The following is a 19,771-nucleotide window of genomic DNA, read 5'->3' on the forward strand; positions in this document are numbered from 1 at the left end:
AGGAAGAGTGTATGGATGAATTTCAAGAGATATTAGAGGATTTTCTGGTCGAAGCGTTCGAAATGATCGAACAACTCGACAACGACTTGATCGAACTCGAAAACAGTCCGGAGGATCTCGACCTGCTTAACCGGATCTTCCGCGTAGCGCACACGATCAAAGGGTCGAGTTCGTTTCTCAACTTCGATGTATTGACCCATCTGACCCACCATATGGAAGATGTACTCAACAAGGCGCGCCGTGGTGAACTGCTCATTACACCGGAAGTGATGGACGTGGTGCTGGAGTCGACGGACAAGATGAAGGGGCTTCTCGAGCATATCAAAGAGACCGGCAGCGACGAGGGTGCCCTTGACGTCGGGCCCACTGTGGCGAGGCTCGAGGCGGCACTCAAAGGCGAGCCGATAGAGGAGATGGCGGCTGCCGAAACGAAGTCCGAACCCGAACCTGAGCCTGCAGCCGAAGAGAAGGAGCTCTCCGAGATGAGCGACGAAGAGATCGATGCGGAGATCGAACGACTTTTGCAGGAGCGCCAGGAGGAGGACCGGAAAAGGCGGGAAGAGAAGAAAAAAGCCGAAGCGGCGGCGGAAACTCCCGGGGAGAGTGGTGAAAAAGATCTCTCCGAGATGAGCGAAGCGGAGATCGAAGCGGAGATCGAACGACTCCTGAAGGAGCGCCAGGAGGAGGACCGAAGAAAACGGGAGGCGAAGAAGGCGAAAAAAGAGAGTGTGGAGGCCAAAGAAGCCAAGCCGGCCGAACGCGAAGCGCCTGCCAAAGCTTCCGCGCCGAGGCCTGTAGAACCCAAACAGAAACCGGAAGCCAAAACGGCTGTGCCGAAGGAACGCAAAGCGACAGTGGAGCAGACGATACGCGTCGATGTGAAGAGGCTCGACGATCTGATGAACCTCATCGGCGAATTGGTGCTTGGGAAAAACCGGCTTCTGAAAATCTACGACGATGTCGAAGAGCGCTATGAAGGGGAGCAGTTCCTGGAGGAGCTCAATCAGGTGGTCTCTTCCATTTCGCTTGTCACGACCGACCTTCAGATCGCGGTCATGAAAACACGAATGCTTCCGATCGGAAAGGTCTTCAACAAATTCCCCCGTATGGTACGTGACCTCTCCCGGGAGCTTCACAAAGAGATCGAACTGGTGATCAGCGGCGAGGAGACGGAGCTCGACAAATCGATTGTCGAAGAGATCGGCGACCCGCTTGTGCATATCATTCGAAATTCGTGCGACCACGGCATCGAACCGCCGGAAGAGCGTGTCGCGAAGGGTAAGCCGCCGAAAGGGACGGTTCAGCTCAAAGCCTACAACGAAGGAAATCATATCATTATCGAGATTGTCGATGACGGAAAAGGCCTCGATGCGGAGATGCTGAAGATGAAGGCGGTCGAAAAGGGGCTCATCAGCGAGAAGGAAGCGGATCAGATGAGTGACAAAGAGGCTTTCATGCTCATCTTCAGGCCGGGTTTCTCTACGGCTGCCAAGGTAACCAATGTCTCCGGGCGGGGTGTTGGAATGGATGTCGTCAAATCCAACATCGAAAAGCTCAACGGCATCATCGAGATCGATTCCGAAAAAGGCAAAGGAACGACGCTCAAACTCAAAATCCCTCTGACGCTCGCCATCATTCAGTCCCTTTTGGTCAGTGTGCAGGACGAGTACTATGCGGTACCCCTCGCTTCGGTACTCGAGACGGTGCGCATTACGCCCGACGAGATTCAGACAGTCGAGGGGCGCAGTGTACTTCGTTTGCGCGACGAAGTTCTTTCACTGGTACATCTGGCCGACATTTTCGATGTCGAGCGTGTCTTCAGCATGGGAGAACACGCCTATGTCGTCATTATCGGCCTTGCCGAGTCGAAAATCGGCCTGATCGTCGATTCGCTTGTCGGGCAGGAGGAGATCGTCATCAAATCGCTGGGCGAGTATCTCAAAGGGATCGAAGGGATTGCCGGTGCGACGATCAGGGGAGACGGTCGGGTGACACTGATCGTCGATGTCGGGGTTTTGATGGATATGGCCAAGCATGTCAAAAGCAGCATAAAAAATCTCGAAAGTCAGGTGCTCGTCAAGGAGAAGAACTCGCCGTCGGATTACAATATCCTGATCGTCGACGACAGCAAGACCGACCGGACCATCATGCGCAAAGCACTCGAGCCGTTGGGTGTGACGATTGCCGAAGCGACCAATGGTGTGGAGGCACTCAATATGATGAAAGATGGAAGCAAGATGTTCGATGCGGCGCTGGTGGATATCGAGATGCCGAGAATGGACGGCTATACATTGGCGAGTGAAATCAGGAAATTCAACAAATTCAAAAATATTCCGCTGATCGCCGTGACGAGCCGTACCAGCCGAAGCGACCGGCTGCGTGGCGTGGAAGTGGGGATGACCGAATATATCACCAAACCCTACACGCCCGATTATCTGATGAACGTCGTCGCCAGGAATATCAACCTCAATGTGGAGCAGGTATCATGAGCACGCAACTCGAAAAGGTTCTGAAGAAACAGCAGCAACAGCAGAAGGCTCCGGTAGAGGGTGAGATCGAAAACGTGATTCAGCTGGTCGGTTTCATGGTCGGGGACGAAGAGTTCGCCGTGCCGATATTGAGTATTCAGGAGATCATCAAACCGATCGAATATACGCGTGTCCCCAAAACGCCGGAGTATGTCCTGGGTGTTTTCAATCTTCGCGGAAGTGTTTTGCCGCTCATCGATCTTCGGATGAAGTTCGGCCTTTCACGATCCAAGGAGAACGAGGATACCCGCTATATGGTCATCAAACACAACGATGAGATCGCCGGTTTCGTAATCGACAGGCTGACGCAGGCGACGCGCATCAAAGAGAGTGCGATCGACCCGGCACCCGAAACGATTCACGACGACCAGAACCTCATTTACGGGGTTGGAAAAAAGGAGGATTCATTGATCTCCATCCTCAATGTCGAGGCGTTGTTGAAGCGGGATTTTTAGAGATTGGCCGACGGCCGATGCCGTAGGGGTTGTCGGTCAGGGCGTCAACAACTCTTTCGCCAATGAAAATCGGTTGGCGGTCATCATATGGATTTTCGGATGGATCGATTTGATCGCTTCGAAAAGCTCCCGGCTCAACGCCAGGCCTCTTTTTTCTTCCTCTTTTTCACCTTTCGCATGGGCATCGTAGAGTGTATCGATCCAGTTTTTCGGAACATGGATGCCCGGGACATGCGATGCGAGAAACTGGGCCGTTCTGAGTCGTGTGATCGGGAAGATCCCCAGGATGAGCGTTCCTTTTCTGTTGCCGCTCATCTTTTTCGCCTCTTCGAAGTGTTCGAGCAGCTCCAGAGCGTTTTGCGTATCGAATACCGGCTGGGTGATGATGCCGAGCGCGCCGTGTTCCAGCTTTTTCGTAAACTTCTTCAGAAGCGTTTTCGGATTCTTCGCGAAGGCGTTGCTGACGGCGAAGGGGTAGACGGGACGCGGCTTGATGCCGAATTCGCGCCCGGCATAGTCGATGCCGGCATTGAAACATTTGATGATATCGAGAAGCATTGTGCTGTCGCTCTCGAACACCCCTTTGGCTGCCGGCTGGTCGCTGATTTTCGCCGGGTCGCCCGTGAGTGCCAGGATGGCACGTACGTCGATCCCGTTGGCGCCGAGCAGATCAGACTGCAGGGCGATCTTGTTACGGTCGCGCATGCTCATCGTCGCGAGAACCGGCTTGTCGAAACGCTGTTGCAGCAGCATCGCGGCGATGATGGCGTTGAATTTGAGTTTCGCCAGGGGATTGTCGGTTGTGCTGAAACCGTCCACCTTTTCGGCGATGCCGAGTTTTTCGATCGTATCGATGACCGGGATGAAGTCTGCGTCGTGCTTGGGCGTGGTCTCGAGCGTAATGTAGGTTTGTTTCGGGTCTTGAAGTTTGTTGATGAGCTGTTCGAACATGATTTTCCGTTATCTGCCTGTTATTTTGGTTTGGATATTATAGCATCTAAAAAAATAGCCCGATAGCCAATGGCCCAATGAGGAAAAAGTCCATCGGCTATCGGGCTATCGAACTACAAGGATACATATGAAACTAGCCGTATTCGATTTCGATTCGACTCTGATGGATGGAGAGACGATCGACTTTCTGGCCGAACCGTTGGGGCTCAAGGAGAAGGTGGCGATCATCACCGAGCGGGCGATGCGCGGGGAACTCGACTTCTTCGAAAGCCTCACGACGCGTGTGCAGCTGCTCGAGGGCCTCGCTGTCGAGACGGTCGATACGATCTGCCAAAATCTTCCCTTTATGCCGGGCGCCGAAGAGACGATCACCGAGCTGAAAAATTTCGGTTACAAGGTGGTGGTTTTCAGCGGCGGTTTTCGAAACGCCACGCGCCACGCCAGGGAGATTCTGGGGTTCGACGCCGACTTTTCCAATGTCCTGCACGCCAAGGATGGACAGCTGACGGGACTTGTAGGCGGCGATATGATGTTCGATTTCTCCAAAGGCGATATGCTGGAGCGCCTGCAGGCGCTTCTGGGTGTCACACCCAAAGAGACGCTCGTCGTCGGCGACGGCGCCAACGACCGCAGTATGTTCGCTCACGCCGAGACGCGTATCGCCTTCTGTGCCAAAGAGATTTTGAAAAAAGAGGCGAATATCGTTATCGATAAAAAAGATCTGACACAGATTTTGGCGCATGTCTCTTAGCCTCGGCTCCGTTTTTCAGACGATCAAGGGGTACAAGCGGCCCCTGGTCGCCGGAAACATCGTAGCGATCCTCGCGACGCTCGTCAGCGTGCCGACGCCGCTGCTGATTCCGGTGCTGGTCGATGAAGTGCTTCTGCACAAAAGCGATACACTGACACATTGGCTCGATACCCATATCGTGCCGATGGATACTTTCGGCTATGTCGTTACGGTGTTGCTCGCCACCGTCGTGCTTCGCTTTCTCTACACCGCACTCAGTATTCTGCAGACGAAGATCTTTATGCAGATCTCCAAAGATGTCACCTACCGCATTCGTGTCGATGCGCTCGGACACCTCGAGCGGATCTCGATGAAGGCGTACGAGACATCCCGATCGGGATCGATCGCGGCGAAGCTGGTGACCGACGTCGAGACGATCGACACTTTCATCGCCTCGACGGTGAGCCGGCTGATCATCTCGGTTCTGTCGCTTATCGGCATCGCAGGTGTGCTCTTTTGGATCCACTGGGGACTGGCACTTTTCATTATCGTTCTCAATCCGCTGGTCATCACCTTTACGACGAAGCTGGCGCGAAAGGTGTCGAAACTGAAAAAAGAGGAGAACCGTGCCATCGATGCCTTTCAGTCGGCTTTGACGGAGACATTGGATCTTTTCGGACAGATCAGAGCGTCCAATCAGGAGCGGGAATTTTTTTCCAAGTTGACCGACAAAGCGCGCCACATCCGGGAACGGAGCATCGCGTTTGGATGGAAAAGCGACGCTGCGAGCCGCATCTCCTACCTCACTTTTCTGGCCGGCTACGAAGTGTTCCGCGCCGCGAGTATTTTGGCTGTCGCCTTTTCGGATCTCAGCATCGGGATGATGCTGGCGGTGTTCGGTTACCTGTGGTACATGGTGACGCCGGTGCAGGACATTCTGGGAATCCAGTATGCGTTGCACAACGCCAGGGCGGCGGTGGCACGCATCAACGAGGTTTTCGAAATGCCGACCGAACCCGACTATCCGCACAGGGCCAATCCGTTCACCGCCGAACGGGTCGGCGTGAAGCTGGAGAGTGTCAGTTTCGGCTACTCCCCCGAAATACCGGTGTTGTCCGATATCCATTTCGAAGCCAAACCGTCGCAACGGGTCGCGCTGGTCGGAGCCAGCGGGTCGGGGAAGACGACGCTGGCACAGCTGATCGTCGGCTTCTATCCGATCGACGGCGGGCGGGTGCTTTTCAACGGTGTGGACGTACGGGAAATCGGGCTCGACGTGGTGCGCGAACATGTGAATCTCGTGTTGCAGAGCCCCAAACTTTTCAACGATACGATCCGCTTCAACATAACGCTCGGGCGCGAGGTGCCGGAATCTCTCATCTGGAAGGCGCTCGATATGGCGCAGATGAAAGCGGTGATCGAAAGTTTCGAGGAAGGGCTCGACACGGTCGTCGGGCGCGACGGCATCAAACTCTCCGGCGGACAGCGGCAGCGCATCGCGATCGCACGGATGATCGTCGCCGAACCGAAAATCGCCATTCTCGACGAGTCGACGTCGGCATTGGACGTCCATACAGAAGCACACCTCTACGAAGCGCTGGAACCCTTTTTCTCCAGTCGTACGACGATCATGATCGCCCACCGGCTCAGTACGATTCGCAAAGCGGATTATATTTACGTCCTGGAAAAGGGGCATATCGTCGAAGAGGGGACACACGAAGAACTTTTAAAAAAGGAGGGGGTATATATGGGATACATCAAACAGTCGGGGGATTGTCATGGAGTGGTTTGACGCGTTGATTCTAGGCATCGTCGAGGGAGTGACCGAGTTTCTTCCGGTCTCGTCGACGGGACACCTCATTTTGGCTTCGAAACTGATGGGTATCGAACAGACGGAGGTGCATAAAACGTTCGAGGTGGTGATCCAGCTCGGTTCCATCCTGGCGGTCATCTTCGCCTTCAAAGAGAAGATTTTTCACAGTATCGAACTCTGGAAACGCCTCATCGTGGGTTTCATTCCGACGGCGGTACTGGGCTTGACGCTCTACAAGATCATCAAGTCGCTCTTCGCGCCCGAGACGGTGGCGTATATGCTGATCGTCGGCGGGATTATCTTCGTCGTCGTGGAGCTTTTCTACAAAGAGAAGGAGCACCATGTCGCCCACGTGGAGGAGGTGAGTTACAGACAGGCTTTTCTCATCGGGCTTTTTCAGTCGCTGGCGATGGTACCGGGAACGTCACGCTCGGGTGCGACGATTATCGGTGGGCTTTTGATCGGCCTCAAGCGTAAGACGGCGACGGAATTCAGCTTTCTGCTGGCGGTACCGACGATGCTGGCGGCGACGGCCTACGACATTCTCAAGCACCACAGCGAATTCGATTTTTCCGATGCACAGGCTCTCGGAGTCGGGTTCGTGACGGCGTTTGTCGTGGCGCTTATGATCATCAAATGGTTTTTGGCCTTCATCAAAAAGCACACCTTCATCCCTTTCGGAATCTACCGTATAATTGTCGGACTTTTCTTTCTTGGAGTGATTTTATGAGCAAATATTTCGATATGGCATCGAAGCTTTATCAAGAGGGCGACAAGGTTTCGGCATTCAATGCCTTTTTGGAGCTTGCGATCGACGGCGATGTCGATGCGCAGGCGATGGTGGGCTACATGCTCGAAAACGGTGAAGGGGTCGAAGCGAATCTCGCGGAAGCGGTCGGCTGGTATAAAAAAGCGGCCGACCAGGGGCACCATATCGCCCACTTCAACCTCGGGCAGATACTTCGCAGCGGCAAAGCCGGTGCGGTGGACGAGACGGCAGCGTTCAACCATTTCATGAAAGCGGCCCATGCGGGCAACGTTCATGCGATGTTCGAGGCGGCACAGATGCTCGAGTACGGTGCCGGTACGCAAAAAAGTGTCGAACGCGCCGCGAGCTGGTATGAAACGGCGGCCAAATATGGCCATACCGAAGCGCAGAACTGCATCGGTGCGATGTATCAGGAGGGCGAGGGCGTGCCTCAGGATTACGTCAAAGCCTTCGACTGGTATGAAAAAGCGGCCATTGCGGGCCATGCCCGGGCCATGTACAACCTCGGTATGCTTTACGACAAAGGCTGGGGTGTGGAGCGCGACAGCGAAAAGGCGCTGGAGTGGTGCCGCAAAGCGGCGCATGCAGGGCACGAAAAGGCCCGAAACATCATACGCAGGCTCCAGGAAGAGGGAAAAATCGTTTTTTGACCGATGTGGAGCGTTTCAAGCGAGCTTTTTCAGATACTCGAGCAGCGTCAGATACTCCTGCTCGATCGTCTGCATCGTCTCGGTCAGGCGCCGCTCCTCGATCTGCGGATTTTCGCTAAGAAAAGTTTCGCGCCATGCCAGGTCTTTTTGAAGCTCCCGGAGTGAAGTTTCCAAGTACTCCATCATATCTTCGTATGCGGTGTCGTTGATCGTTTTTGTCGCATCCACGGCATAAAAAAGCTGTGCATATTTTTCGTACTCACCGCTGTAGCGGAAATCTTCCGCGATGTTGTGGACGATGGTGAGGATCTTCTCCTCTTCGATTTTGTGTTCCATAAATCTACCTCTTTTTAGCCGATTGTAGCATATGTCCAGCCGCTTTCACGCCAGGGAGAACCAAATGTACCGACTTTACGTTCTCCCCGGCGTTACAGGTAGCCTCTCTCCTTTCTGATCAAATGCCACGCTTCGACACTCTGGGGCCGGCCGATAAAATATCCCTGCGCATATTCGATGCCGAACTCCTCCAGCTCTCTTCGCTGTTTCTCGGTTTCGACACATTCGATGATCGATTCGAGTCCCAGAGAGTGGCTCATTTTCGATGCGATGTGGATAATACGCCGTGTCGACTCCGAATCTTCCATCGATTGCGTGAGGGAGCCGTCGAATTTCAGGTACTGGATGATGCCCTCTTCCGCAAGTTTGATGACCGTTTGAAGCGAACTGTATCCGGTTCCGAAATCGTCGATCGCGAAGATGAGCCCATGCTCTTTGTGCAGTCTCACGATCAGCCCGAGGTTTTCCAGGAGGACCTGCTCCGTCAGTTCGATGATGATCTCCGTCCCGATCAACGGCCCCCTGATCGCCTTGATAAGTTTCTCGACATAGTCGTTTTCGAGCAGTGTATGGGCGGAGACGTTGATGAAGAGTTTGGTCGCAAAGAGGTGGATCAAATCTTTGTAATGGATGATACGGTCGAGAATGAGGTGGTCGAGACGGGGAATGAGTTTCATGTCGATCAGAAGGTCGATGAAGGCACCGGCGGGGATGTACCCATCTTTCTCTTTGATGCGTGCGAGCACCTCGAAAGCGTGGATGTTGTCGGGATTGTAGATGCGTGAGATCGGCTGGAGAAAAATCTCCACGTTTTTCAAGTCGAGCATCTTTTTGAGATGGGTGATATGTTTGTAGTGGTTGTTGATCCAGTGCAGCATCTTTTTCTGATCCGATTCGGAGGTCAGAAAGAGTGGTGATTCGGCACTTTTGAGCCGCTCTTTGAGATAGATGAAAATGGTCCGTATCTCCTCTTTTTCGAGTGTGAAAGGGGAGTTGATGGCGATGAGCCCCTGCTTGACGCTGAAAACTGGGAGCGAAGGGCGGTTTTCGACTCTTTTTCGAAGGTCTTCCTCGAATGCCTGCATCATCTGTTTGACCTCGTCCAGGGGACATCCTTCGAAAAAGAGGTAGTAGTCTCCGCCGACACCCCGTGTGTAGATCATGAATGGCTGGTTCTCCTGATAGACGGCTTTGAGGGATTGTTCTACCGTTTCGATGACCATGTCTCCTACTTTCGGGTTGTAGAACGTGTTGATCTGCTTCATACTGTGGATATCGAAAACGGCGATATAGGAGGTTTCGAGTTCCGGAATGGTGCGGTGAAGATAGTTTTTGAATGTTTGGGTCCGGTCGAGCTGGGCATTGAAGTAGAGAACGCCGATGAGGTTCATCAGGCGTTCGCTGTACTCCCTGATTTCGTTATAGAGGATATAGGCCGATTTGTAGTGTTTCTGCGTGAGAAGATAGGCGAACGTTGCGGCCAACTCATGCAGTTTGGTATGTGTCGTACGAAGATATTCGCAGATATTGAGTTCGTTGCATATCATCTTCGACTCGGGATAGTTCAGAGCGGCCGTGAAAGGGCATGTCGAGCTGCCGTGGATAGGAAATTCGCCCATATCGTTTCCAATGATCGCTTTTCGAAGCTGTTCCTGCCATTCGGCGTGTATCTTGTAGAGAATCTTTTCTCTGTAGTTTCCTGTAACGATCGGTTCGTGACGCCTGGCGGCAACGATGAGAAAACGGAAGGCGATATCGTTTCTCAACGCTTTGAAGTAGTCGTTGAACTCTTCGATCCTCTCGTGTTCGACGGCGGAGATGAGCGTATCTTTGATGATATCCAGATCGTCCGACAAAATGGCGAAGGGGATATCGTGTTCTATGAACGTTTCGCTCAGCCTGTCGGCTGCTTTCTCCACACTCAGGGGATCCGTTTCGAACGTTTTTATGAATTTCTCTATTTCCGCCAGGATGGCATCTTCACTGAATTTCAGATGATAGTTGTGCATCAGCGGATTGTGTTTGTGAAGTTTTCTCAATTTGTGTGTCAATGTTTCATAGTGTTTTTTTACCAACTGAACTCTCTTCATCGTTAACGGCTCTATTGTAATTAAAAAGTCAGAGTATAAATTGTAGGATCTCTTTGCATAGCGATTATAGTGGATGAAAAGTGTCAAAAAAGTGTCAAGAATGTGGAATTTACGAGAAGTGGTGGTCGTTATACCGTCGATTTTTATGGGCGTAATAGTCGATAGCCCAGGCCGAAACGATTCTCGATCAGTTCGTCGGGAAGTTTCTTTTTCAGACGCTTGATGAGCGATTTGACGGCGTTTTCGCTCAAATCTCTGTCATACTTGATATAGAAGAGTTCGCTCACCTTCGAGACGGAGAGAAAATGGACCGGTTCGGAGGCCAGGATCGAAATGAAGAGTTGCTCGTTTTTGCTCAGTGGCAGGGGCTCTCCTTTGTACATCAACGCTTCTCTCTCTTTGTGAAACGTGTACTCGCCTGTAAGTTTCAAGATAGCGCTCTTGAGTCTGTCGAGCTGAGAAACCGCCCGGTCGATCGCCTCTTTCAACGCCTGTTTCCGCACCGGCTTGATCAGGTATTTCGTGATATTGAGTTCCGTCGCCTTGAGAAGCTGCGCCTGGTCGCTGTAGGCCGTGAGAAGAATAGAACGGGTCGTGTCGTCGTGACGGCGGATCGTTTCGATCAGTGAGAGTCCATCGAGTTTCGGCATGACGATATCCGCGATGACGAGGTCGGGCTTGTATTTGCGGTAGAGTTCCAGCGCCTCTTCGCCGTCGCGTGCTCCAATGACGGTTTCGAAATAGTGCGAGAGGAAATGGAGATAGGCGTTCCTGATGGTCTCTTCGTCTTCCGCGTACAAGACGGTATAGGCTCTTTTTCGAATCACACAATACCTTTCAGAATGATTTTGAACAGGCTTTTTTCGGCATCGGCAAGTTTCAATGTCCCCTGCATACGGTTTTCGACGATCATCTTCGCCATGTAAAGACCGATGCCCCGGCCCTTTTCTTTGAACTTCGTCGTGAAGTAGGGGTCGAACATCTGTTTGGCGACTTCGGGGGTGATACCCCCGGCATTGTCGCAGATCGAAATTTCACATCGGCTCTCTTTTTCACTCCTGTACGTTTTGATGAAAATCTCGATTTGCGGATTTTTGGTTTGCCGTGCGTCGAGTGCGTCGAGTGCATTGTTGAGCAGTACGAGGAACAGATGGACCATGTCCTGTTTCGTGCCGACGGTTTTGACACAGGTACGGTGTCTTATCTCCACTTTCGCCCCTACCTCTTCGATGCGTGAGCGCAGTAAAGCGAGTGCCTCGTCGAGTGCTTCCGCCGGTTCGATCAGGGTGAGTTCTTTGGATGGTGTCGTATATTCGTGAAAAGTTTCGATGGTGTCGCCCATGAAACCGGTCACTTTTTCGAACTGTTCGAAGTACCAGTTGAACCGTTTTTCGTCCAGTGTGCCGTGATGGTAGTCGGTGTCCATATCCAGCAACAGGGCATTGAGCTCGGCCAACGGTTGTTTCCACTGGTGGGCGATATTGTTCAGGAGCCGTCCCATCTGCGCCAGACGTGTCTGGTGCATCAAAAGGGCCTGTTTCGCTTCATTCTCTTTTTGCAATCGATGAGACTGGGTAATGTCCTGGACCACCCCTTTCATCCAGTGAGGCCGCTGTTGGAAATCGTATATGAGATGCGCGGAGGAGTGGAGTATGGCTTCGGTACCGTCTTTTTTGCGAATCGTGTAGACGATGTTGAATTCGGAATCGCGATTTTCGGTGGCTCGCTCCAGTGCCTGGAGCAGCCTCTCCCGGTCTTCGGGAACGATATGCTGAAAAAAGGTTTCGAACGAAATGGGTTGCTCCATGGGCGTATATCCGAAAATACGATAGGTCTCTTCCGACCACGAGATGCTTTTGTCCCTGAGGTTGAAGTCCCAATAGCCGATTTTCGCCATCTGCTGCGCCTCTTTGAGCCGGTAGGCATTCTCTTTGAGTTGAATCTCCTGTGTTTTGAGTTTCGTGATATCGATGTAGGCTCCGAGAATACCGAAAATATTTCCAGAATGGTCCTGGAGGGGAGTTTTGTAGAGTGAAACCCACATCTTCTTTCCCGTATGGGTGTAGATCACCTCCTCTTCGCCGTACATATCTCTGCCCGTATGGAGGATTTCCAGATCTCCCCGGCGGCAGATCTCCGCGGTTTCGGATTTCAAAAGCGTGAAATCCTCTTTTCCCAGAATTTCGTCGAGTGTTTCGATTCCGAGATCCTGTAAAAAGAGGCGGTTGGCGCCGAGATAGCGGAAGTTTCTGTCTTTCCAGAAAATACGGATCGGAAGTGTGTTGATAATCGATTCGAAAATGATGTGCTCACCGAGAATGCGGTCACTCAGTCTCTTTTCTGCCGACGTGCTGTCGGGAACCTTCCGGCTGATTCCCCGGTATCCGAGAAATGTGCCATTGCTGTCGAAAAAGGGTTTGCCTTTGATTTCGAAGAGAAAGGTTCGGCCATCCTTGTGGCGTACAGAGTGAACGAGACCCTCGAAACTGCGCGGGGAGACCTCTCTCAAAAGATAGGAGATTTTTTCGTATCTCCCTTTCTCCTCTTCCGGAATATGCGGAGGGACCGTGGTCCCGATAATCTCGTCGCGTCTGTATCCGAGTTCTGTCTCGATGGCTCTGTTGATGTAGGTGATGCGGCCTTTCGCATCTGTCTGCCAGATGATGTCGTCGCTGTTTTCCACCAGGTCTTCGTAATCGATAATCTCCATTTTTTTACTATAGGTGCAAACAGATAAATTTTCCATTAATTTGGTTTCACGGTCTCGGGAGCGGCAGTAGAGAACTCATTCGTGAATCATTGGCCACAGGATCGCGAAATAGAGCAGAAAGAAGAGGGAGCTGACAAAAACCAATGCCGCCGCATCTTTTGGACGGCAGTGAAAGAGTGCGGCGAAGTTGACATTGGCGATGGCCAGCGGAGTGATAAGTTCCATCAGAAGCACCGATTTGACGAAAGGTTCCATCGAAAGGGCCTGCAGAAGCAGCCACGCCGCACCCGGCAGCAGGAAAAACTTGATGGATCCGACCGTCTTGACCAGCAGCCAGTCGATATGTTCGATGCGCACCTGTGAGAGATAGATGCCAAAGAGCAGCAGCTGGATGACGATGGAGGCATACGCTCCGAGTTTGAGGTTCTCTTCGATGGCATCGGGAATCTGCCATCCGATGAGGTTGACCAGCAGGGCCGCCAATGCACTCCATAAAATCGGCATTTTTATGACGTTCATCAGCGACTCTTTTGGACTGAAGCGGCCCGAAGAGTAGATGTAGACACCAATCGTGTTGACAAAAAGGACGTTGGCGAGGTTGATCATTGTCGTATAAGGTACACTCGCTTCGCCAAAGATCGCGATACCGAGCGGAATGCCGAGGTTGGCGGTGTTGCCCACCAAAGAGGCGACGAGAAAGATGGCCCGTTTTTTTCTGTCGGGGAAAAGGTGGCGGCCGAATGGAGTCATCAGAAGGAAAAAACCGAGAACGATGGCGAGATACCAAATCGGTGCTTCGAAGATGCCGGGTTCGAGCGGCCGGGCCGTAAGCCCCCAGAAGGTGAGGAAAGGTTGCAGAATATAGACCGAAACGAGAATGAGTGAACGATCGTGTAGCTCTTCTTTGAAGTGCCATTTGGCGTAGGCACCCAATGCTACGAAAAAGTAGATACCGAGGATTGAAATCAGTAGGGAAATCATGGGTGAAAGTATAGTATAATCGAGATAAAAAACGGAGGACGGTATGGAGAAAGACGCCATTATGAAAGAGTTGCGCTCCTATGAGGAGCGGCGTGACGAATTTTACAGATTTCTGGATGAACATATTCCTCACGATGCAAGCACAGGGCTTTACGATTTCCGGGCCAAAGTGATGCTCGATGCCGAAAAGGTCTATGAACTTTTCCACAAACTCGACTACCAGGCACGGAAGATCCGTGGTATCGTCATCAATGAAGTGATAGAAAAGAAGGCCGATTGACCCTTCTTTTTCTACTTGTCGCCGCCGCTGCCGGCGTCGTCGTACTGGTTTACGAGAAACGGCTGCGGGAAGAGAACATTATCAAACTGCAGAACTATCTCGTGAAGGTGGTGAGTGACGAGAAACTGCTGGAACGCGAAAAGATGATGCGTGTCATCGATCTCTTCACCCAGAACCACTACAAAATAGAAGATATGAAAAACGGAACGCTGATCGTCAGCCGAAGAGAGTTCAGTGTCGGGGCGGCACTGCTGTGGCTCTCTGTCGCGGGTATCGGACTGATTCTCTATCTTATCTACTACTTTCTGAAGGCGCCGGAGTCGCTGCGTATCGATCTGCGGACGGGAACGATTCATGCAGATTGAATGTCCCTGCGGTTCGGGCCTGGGTTATGAGGAGTGCTGTGGAAAGTTTGTCGAAGGGAAGGCCCATGCCCCGACGGCCGAAGCGCTGATGCGGTCGAGATACGCCGCCTACGCTTTGAAAAGAGCCGACTACATCGTGCAGACCGCACTGCATGCGGATAACCGCGACTCGATCGCGTCATGGATGGAAAAAGCGGAATTTTTCAGGCTCGAAATCGTGCAAACGAAGCGGGGTGGGGTGCTCGACAAAAAAGGCATTGTGGAGTTCAGAGCGTGGTTCAAAGAGGAGGATGAAGAATATATCCTCCATGAGATTTCGGCCTTTGTCAAGCGAAAAGGCCGATGGTATTACGACGAGGAGGGTTCCGAAACGGTTACGCTTTAGCCAAATCTTCGAATGCACGCGCATTTCTGGGACGGTTGACCAGAAGTTTGGAGTATTGATCCAAAAAGCGAAAATAGGATTCGACCAGTGCCGGATCGATTGCTTTGGCATGCTCTTCGAGTACTTCGCGCCAGGTGCCGAGCCATTCGTCGCGGTGCTTTTCGTTGATACTGAAGGGTTTGTGCATCTTGATCTGGTCGACATGGCCCAACGCTTCACTGTAGCGTTTCGGCCCGCCGGAGATTTCGGCAAAATATTTTCCGTTGTGGGTTTTGATCTTTTCGATCTCCTCTTCTTCTTGTGGGAAAAAGAAGGCGATGTCGCTCTCGACAATACGGTCGTAAAAATCATCGATGAGTTTTCTGAACCCCTCTTCGCCGCCGACCGCTTCATAAAAACGCGGATCTGGAAGGGGGATCTCCTCCTCGTTCGGGATGTCGTTTGGATCGTAAGGGGTAATGACGAGATTCATCATGGCTCCTCAATAACGTCAGTCAATAAATTTTCGGTAACTTTACCATACTGCAAACTCTTTTTCGATAAATTCAGATCAGATTTTCAAACGAAAGTGGTGGATGATGAAATTTGTAATACTCGATACCGAAACGACCGGCGCCGAAGAGAGGGACCGGATCTGTCAGCTTGCCTATATCGTGGCCCTACCGCAATTGGTGGGTACAATGATCGAAGAGGTACACGAAGATTTGTGCAAGCCTCCGCTTCCGATCTCCTACGGTGCGATGGCCGTGCACCACATCACGAACGAGATGGTAGAGAAAAAGCCGCCATGCATCGAGACGGAAAGCTACAGACGGCTCGAAGCGCTCAATAACCCGGAAAATATTCTGGTGATTCAGAATGCATCTTTCGATCTTGCGATGCTGCAAAAAGAGGGGTTTTCATCGAAGATGAGGCTGATCGACACGCTGCGCTGCCTGCGGCATCTGCATCCCGATCTCGAGGCGCACGGCCTGCAGTATGTACGTTACGCCTTCGGTCTTTACAGAAGCGAAACGAAAGAGGCGAAGTCGATCGGCCTGAAGATCCAGGCCCACGATGCGCTTGGCGATGTGCTGGTGCTGAAGCTGCTGCTCGATTACCTTCTGATTGACCATTCGCCCGAAAAGCTGATCGAACTGACGGCAAAGCCGATCATCTACAAAACGTTCAGATTCGGCAAATACAAAGGCGAGGAGATTGTCGAGGTGGCCAGGAAAGATCCGGGCTATCTGGAGTGGATGCTGATGGATAAAGAGGGCGAAGAGGGGCTCGACGAAGATTGGCGGCAGACACTTGAAAAGGCGCTGGAGGCGGCGGAGGAAGAGGCGGTGTGGCTCTTCCCGTTCGGCAAATATAAAGGGCAGAGCGTCGAGGAGATCGCTCAGCACGACATCGGATATCTCAGATGGAGTCTCGAGAATATGGATAAATTGTCGGAAGGGATGAAAAAGGCTATTCGGCGCGTCGTCGGATAGCTGAAAATTTTCCATAAAAAAAGGCCGGAACGCCAAAACAGGCGCCCGACCTTCAAAACTTGAAGAAGTATAACTTACTTCAGGCCGTGGATGTACTCTGCGACCGCTTTGATGTCAGCATCGCTCATAGATGCGACCTGACCTTTCATCAGCATACCCATCCCGTGCTTGTTGAGCGTGCCCGCTTTGTAGCCTTTGATATCTGCTTCGAGCGTCGCAACGTCCATTCCACCGATAACGGCAGATTTCCCGAGCGCTTTCTTTTCACCTTTGGCACCGTGGCATCCGGCACATTTTTTGAACAGAGCCGCTCCATCAGCCATGACCAGGCTTGCCGCTCCGGCGAGCATCAATGCGAGTGTTACTTTTTTCATAATAATCTCCTTTTGGAATTTTTGATATGTTCGTATTATAGCGAATTGTCGTCACCAAAGCTTGATGAAAATCAAGCTTTTTTTTAATGAATGTTACAATCCGAAATTAGCAGGCCGGTACATTGCCGCTGTCGTTTGCATACTCATATGCGAAATCGTAAAGATCTTTCAAGTATTTTTTGAATTTGCCGCTCGTGAAAATTTTTGCACCTTTCGGGCAGAGTTTTCCCATCTCTTCGGCGAATTTTCCCTCTTCATAGAGCTCTTCCCACTCGTCCTGAGAGTGTTTCGCAGCGAATTTTGCACCGTTGAATCCGCACAGGTTTTTCACCTTTTTGCTGTAGATCTTCTGTCCTTTGGCAGCGTCTGCAGATGCCGATGTCGCCATCAGACTCATAGCAACGAATCCCGCTGCGACCATTGTAAGTAGCTTTTTCATGTATACCTCCTAAATTTGTTACCCACATTGTAAAGTACAATCGTGGAGTAATCGTGAAAACGATTTTAGCACAAACTATTTTATTTTCCCAAATACTTTATAGGTTTCCCAGTAGGTGTCGATCGCTTTGCGTAAATCTGTATCACTTAGCGCTGTTTTGGGCATCAGTCCATACTGTTTTATAAGTTCTTCTGAAGCAAGCACTTTTTTCTTCGTAGGATTTTTGATGAAATCGTAGAGTGCCTCCTTGACGCGCCGTTCGCTGCTGTGTTTGAGGAGGTAATTGAAGAAAAACTTATCGAGTGAGACCGTCAACCGCTTGTGACAGGCTACACAGTTTCGTTCATAGATGTTTACATTTTCGGCGTTCAGCAAGCTCAGCAAGAGTAAAAAAGTGACACTTAACCGTTCCATTGTATGAATACCTCCGAGCCTTTTCCTTTTTTCGAATGGATGTCGATGTGCAATCCATACTCTTTCGCGATCATCGCGACGATATTGAGGCCGATACCGAAGCCGCCGGCACTTGTATCGAACCGTTTGTAGCGCTTGAAGACCTCTTTGATCTGTTTTTCGTCCATTCCGCTGCCGGTATCCTGCACCAGCAGTTCGCCAGGCCTGAGCCGCACAAAGATCTCACCGCCTCTGCGATTGTATTTGATGGCATTGGAGAGCAGATTGTCGATGAGCCGGGCCATTTTTCCCTCATCGATCCAGAGTTTGACGCCGGGCTGGATATCGGTTTCGATCTCTATTTTTTTCGATTCGGCCAGAATTTTGAAGTAATCGGCCCGCTCCTGTACCAGCCGGCTCAGATCGACCTCACGGTTCTGCGAGGCGATTTTGTGATTGAGAACGAGATAGGTAAGGTCCTGGTAGATGTTGCTGATGGTTCGTGCGGCGATTTCGATACGTTTGATCTTTTTTCTCAGCTTCGGCTCGAGGTTTTGTGTGTCGATCATCTCTATATTGCTCAAAATGGCGTTGACGGGGGTGTTGAGTTCATGTGTCGTGTCTTTGATAAAATGATCGAGCAGTCGGATGGCATTGCGCATGGGGGCGAGAAAGAGACGTACCAACGCGAGACCCGCAAGCAAAAAGAGTGTCAGCATTGCACCTCCGTAAAGGAGGAGGTTCTTCCATGTTTGGAGGAACCATTCGCCGTCGTCGTCGATTTCGACGACGACATATTTGGCTCCGAGATAGTAGGAGTCGAGGACATGAATGTAGTGGATGACATGGCCGGTGGTGTAGATCACTTTATCGAGTTGCACGCTTTCGGGATGCTTGAGTGTCGAAAAGATCCGTACTTTGTCGGCATCGTAGATTGCGGAGCGGTAGAGAGGATTTCTTGGATAGGTGCGGTAGCGGTCGAAATAGATGTGAAGCAGTTTCAGCCCATCGATCAGCTCTTTGGAGTGCTCCTCCAGTTCGAGGCGTTTGGTCTGCAGCATCAGGTCTTTTTGGAGTGTGTAGTAGATCGTGCTGCCAAGAATCAGAATGAGCAGTGCCAAAAAGGCGTAGAGCCCCAAAAAGCGCAGCAGTGTGCGCCGTTCGCTATGGGAGATACTTGTAGCCGTAGCGTTTGATGCTGACAATTTTATCTTTTCCTATCGCTTTTCGCAATTTTTTGATGTAAGTACGCAGCGCCGATTCGCTTGGCGTCTCCTCGTAGCTCCACAGATACTCGTAGATGGTTTCGTGGGGGAGAACTTCGTTCGGATGGCTCAAAAAGAGTTTGAGCAGTGTAAGTTCCTTGGGCTGAAGGGCGGTCGGTTCGTTGTCGATGTAGAGTGTGTTGCCGATAGAGTCGTACTCTATGTTCGGCGCGATCTCGATGCGTGGACTCTCCTTGTGTGAAAAGTTGCGCTTCAGAAGCGTCGTGACGCGAAGCAGCAGCTCTTTGAGCGCAAAGGGTTTGCGGATGTAGTCGTCGGCACCGCTTTCGTACCCCTCTTCGAGGTTTTCAATGGCGTTGAGCGATGTGATGAAGATGGCAGGGGTGTCGATACCCCGCTCCCTGGCCTCTTTGAGCAGTTCGAAGCCGCTTGTTCCCGGGACGTTGACATCCAGCAGCAGCAGGTCGTAGCGCTTTTCGTAAAGCCTCTCCTCCGCCTCCTCGCCGTCGTAGGCCGTTTCGACCTCGAATCCTTCATCTTCCAGAAAATCGGTGATCGTTTCGGAGAGGTTCGTGTCGTCCTCCAGAAGAAATATTTTACTTTTTTGACCCATGCTTTAACTTTTTCAAAATCTCTTCGTAACGCTTTTTCTCCTGTGGCGACATCGTCACTTCGCGCTTTTTGAGCTCATGCAGAATGACCGGTAGGTTATCGCCTCCCGTTTTGAGCGCTGCCAGCAGCTCCTGCGTGCTGCGGTCGCTGTAGTCGATGGCGAATGCCAGCGAAAAGGCGAGCAGAGAGATTCCCGCGAACCGCTTCAT

Annotated in this window: 23 protein-coding genes; 10 read left to right on the forward strand and 13 right to left on the reverse strand. The window is 51.6% G+C overall.

Translation table 11 applies throughout. The annotated features are described in order from the left end of the window. Positions 1-11: 11 nt before the first annotated feature. Both QUD54_RS09770 and QUD54_RS09775 read left to right on the forward strand, forming a co-directional pair. The gene (locus QUD54_RS09770; RefSeq protein WP_286336545.1) at positions 12-2,489 is read left to right on the forward strand and encodes a hybrid sensor histidine kinase/response regulator; all 2,478 of its coding nucleotides are present in this window, start codon (positions 12-14) and stop codon (positions 2,487-2,489) included. Beyond that, entirely contained in the window at positions 2,486-2,983 is a 498-nt protein-coding gene (locus tag QUD54_RS09775) for a chemotaxis protein CheW (RefSeq protein WP_286336546.1), read from the forward strand. Before QUD54_RS09770 ends, QUD54_RS09775 begins: the two co-directional genes overlap by 4 nt. Before the next feature lie 36 nt (positions 2,984-3,019). Here QUD54_RS09775 and QUD54_RS09780 read toward each other — a convergent pair whose 3' ends face one another. Continuing rightward, entirely contained in the window at positions 3,020-3,934 is a 915-nt protein-coding gene (locus QUD54_RS09780; RefSeq protein WP_286336547.1) for a methylenetetrahydrofolate reductase, read from the reverse strand. A 127-nt stretch (positions 3,935-4,061) separates the two neighbouring features. Here QUD54_RS09780 and serB point away from each other — a divergent pair, with 127 nt between their 5' ends. Genes serB through QUD54_RS09800 form a run of 4 tightly spaced genes read left to right on the forward strand, consistent with a single transcriptional unit; the run spans position 4,062 to position 7,896 of the window. Next, a complete protein-coding gene (gene serB, locus QUD54_RS09785) occupies positions 4,062-4,685 on the forward strand; it encodes a phosphoserine phosphatase SerB (protein WP_286336548.1) in 624 nt (207 codons plus the stop codon). Continuing rightward, positions 4,675-6,456, forward strand: a complete 1,782-nt coding sequence (locus QUD54_RS09790; RefSeq protein ID WP_286336549.1) for an ABC transporter ATP-binding protein — start codon at positions 4,675-4,677, stop codon at positions 6,454-6,456. The genes serB and QUD54_RS09790 overlap by 11 nt, the downstream gene beginning before the upstream one ends. After that, positions 6,443-7,207 (forward strand): undecaprenyl-diphosphate phosphatase, encoded by a 765-nt coding sequence (locus QUD54_RS09795; RefSeq protein ID WP_286336550.1) that lies wholly within the window; start codon positions 6,443-6,445, stop codon positions 7,205-7,207. Before QUD54_RS09790 ends, QUD54_RS09795 begins: the two co-directional genes overlap by 14 nt. Next, the gene (locus tag QUD54_RS09800) at positions 7,204-7,896 is read left to right on the forward strand and encodes a tetratricopeptide repeat protein (RefSeq protein WP_286336551.1); all 693 of its coding nucleotides are present in this window, start codon (positions 7,204-7,206) and stop codon (positions 7,894-7,896) included. Before QUD54_RS09795 ends, QUD54_RS09800 begins: the two co-directional genes overlap by 4 nt. A gap of 15 nt (positions 7,897-7,911) precedes the next feature. On the opposite strand, the gene QUD54_RS09805 is transcribed toward QUD54_RS09800, so the two are convergent. The 5 genes from QUD54_RS09805 to QUD54_RS09825 form a co-directional block, all read right to left on the reverse strand. After that, positions 7,912-8,232 (reverse strand): hypothetical protein, encoded by a 321-nt coding sequence (locus QUD54_RS09805; RefSeq protein ID WP_286336552.1) that lies wholly within the window; start codon positions 8,230-8,232, stop codon positions 7,912-7,914. Between the two features lie 92 nt (positions 8,233-8,324). Beyond that, positions 8,325-10,322 (reverse strand): EAL domain-containing protein, encoded by a 1,998-nt coding sequence (locus tag QUD54_RS09810; RefSeq protein ID WP_286336553.1) that lies wholly within the window; start codon positions 10,320-10,322, stop codon positions 8,325-8,327. A gap of 143 nt (positions 10,323-10,465) precedes the next feature. Beyond that, a complete protein-coding gene (locus QUD54_RS09815) occupies positions 10,466-11,149 on the reverse strand; it encodes a response regulator transcription factor (RefSeq protein ID WP_286336554.1) in 684 nt (227 codons plus the stop codon). Next, on the reverse strand, positions 11,146-13,032 hold the full coding sequence (locus QUD54_RS09820) for a PAS domain-containing sensor histidine kinase (RefSeq protein WP_286336555.1): 1,887 nt from the start codon (positions 13,030-13,032) through the stop codon (positions 11,146-11,148). The genes QUD54_RS09815 and QUD54_RS09820 overlap by 4 nt, the downstream gene beginning before the upstream one ends. 75 nt (positions 13,033-13,107) lie before the next feature. Continuing rightward, positions 13,108-14,013, reverse strand: a complete 906-nt coding sequence (locus tag QUD54_RS09825) for an AEC family transporter (protein ID WP_286336556.1) — start codon at positions 14,011-14,013, stop codon at positions 13,108-13,110. Between the two features lie 43 nt (positions 14,014-14,056). Here QUD54_RS09825 and QUD54_RS09830 point away from each other — a divergent pair, with 43 nt between their 5' ends. Genes QUD54_RS09830 through QUD54_RS09840 form a run of 3 tightly spaced genes read left to right on the forward strand, consistent with a single transcriptional unit; the run spans position 14,057 to position 15,043 of the window. After that, positions 14,057-14,293: a hypothetical protein gene (locus tag QUD54_RS09830; RefSeq protein WP_286336557.1), complete on the forward strand. Its 237-nt coding sequence runs from the start codon at positions 14,057-14,059 to the stop codon at positions 14,291-14,293. Next, positions 14,290-14,658, forward strand: coding sequence for a hypothetical protein (locus tag QUD54_RS09835; RefSeq protein WP_286336558.1), 369 nt, complete (start codon positions 14,290-14,292; stop codon positions 14,656-14,658). The genes QUD54_RS09830 and QUD54_RS09835 overlap by 4 nt, the downstream gene beginning before the upstream one ends. Then, positions 14,648-15,043 carry a YchJ family protein gene (locus tag QUD54_RS09840; RefSeq protein WP_286336559.1) on the forward strand — a complete coding sequence of 132 codons (396 nt, stop codon included), beginning with the start codon at positions 14,648-14,650 and terminating at the stop codon, positions 15,041-15,043. Before QUD54_RS09835 ends, QUD54_RS09840 begins: the two co-directional genes overlap by 11 nt. Here the strand turns inward: QUD54_RS09840 and QUD54_RS09845 are convergent. Beyond that, on the reverse strand, positions 15,033-15,518 hold the full coding sequence (locus QUD54_RS09845) for a globin domain-containing protein (protein ID WP_286336560.1): 486 nt from the start codon (positions 15,516-15,518) through the stop codon (positions 15,033-15,035). The genes QUD54_RS09840 and QUD54_RS09845 overlap by 11 nt on opposite strands. 100 nt (positions 15,519-15,618) lie before the next feature. On the opposite strand from QUD54_RS09845, the gene QUD54_RS09850 reads away from it, so the two are divergent. Next, complete coding sequence (locus tag QUD54_RS09850; protein WP_286336561.1) at positions 15,619-16,518, forward strand: exodeoxyribonuclease X C-terminal domain-containing protein; 900 nt, start codon at positions 15,619-15,621, stop codon at positions 16,516-16,518. A gap of 74 nt (positions 16,519-16,592) precedes the next feature. Here QUD54_RS09850 and QUD54_RS09855 read toward each other — a convergent pair whose 3' ends face one another. From QUD54_RS09855 to QUD54_RS09880, 6 genes are all read right to left on the reverse strand, one after another. After that, positions 16,593-16,892, reverse strand: coding sequence for a c-type cytochrome (locus tag QUD54_RS09855; protein WP_286336562.1), 300 nt, complete (start codon positions 16,890-16,892; stop codon positions 16,593-16,595). A gap of 106 nt (positions 16,893-16,998) precedes the next feature. Next, on the reverse strand, positions 16,999-17,331 hold the full coding sequence (locus QUD54_RS09860) for a cytochrome C (RefSeq protein WP_286336563.1): 333 nt from the start codon (positions 17,329-17,331) through the stop codon (positions 16,999-17,001). A 75-nt stretch (positions 17,332-17,406) separates the two neighbouring features. Next, entirely contained in the window at positions 17,407-17,745 is a 339-nt protein-coding gene (locus QUD54_RS09865; RefSeq protein ID WP_286336564.1) for a hypothetical protein, read from the reverse strand. Next, entirely contained in the window at positions 17,733-18,929 is a 1,197-nt protein-coding gene (locus QUD54_RS09870; protein ID WP_286336565.1) for a sensor histidine kinase, read from the reverse strand. The genes QUD54_RS09865 and QUD54_RS09870 overlap by 13 nt, the downstream gene beginning before the upstream one ends. After that, entirely contained in the window at positions 18,889-19,563 is a 675-nt protein-coding gene (locus QUD54_RS09875; RefSeq protein ID WP_286336566.1) for a response regulator transcription factor, read from the reverse strand. Before QUD54_RS09875 ends, QUD54_RS09870 begins: the two co-directional genes overlap by 41 nt. Next, positions 19,547-19,771, reverse strand: coding sequence for a hypothetical protein (locus QUD54_RS09880; RefSeq protein ID WP_286336567.1), 225 nt, complete (start codon positions 19,769-19,771; stop codon positions 19,547-19,549). The genes QUD54_RS09875 and QUD54_RS09880 overlap by 17 nt, the downstream gene beginning before the upstream one ends.

It is taken from the genome of Hydrogenimonas cancrithermarum, assembly GCF_030296055.1.
In the GTDB taxonomy this organism is placed as follows: Bacteria; Campylobacterota; Campylobacteria; order Campylobacterales; family Hydrogenimonadaceae; genus Hydrogenimonas; species Hydrogenimonas cancrithermarum.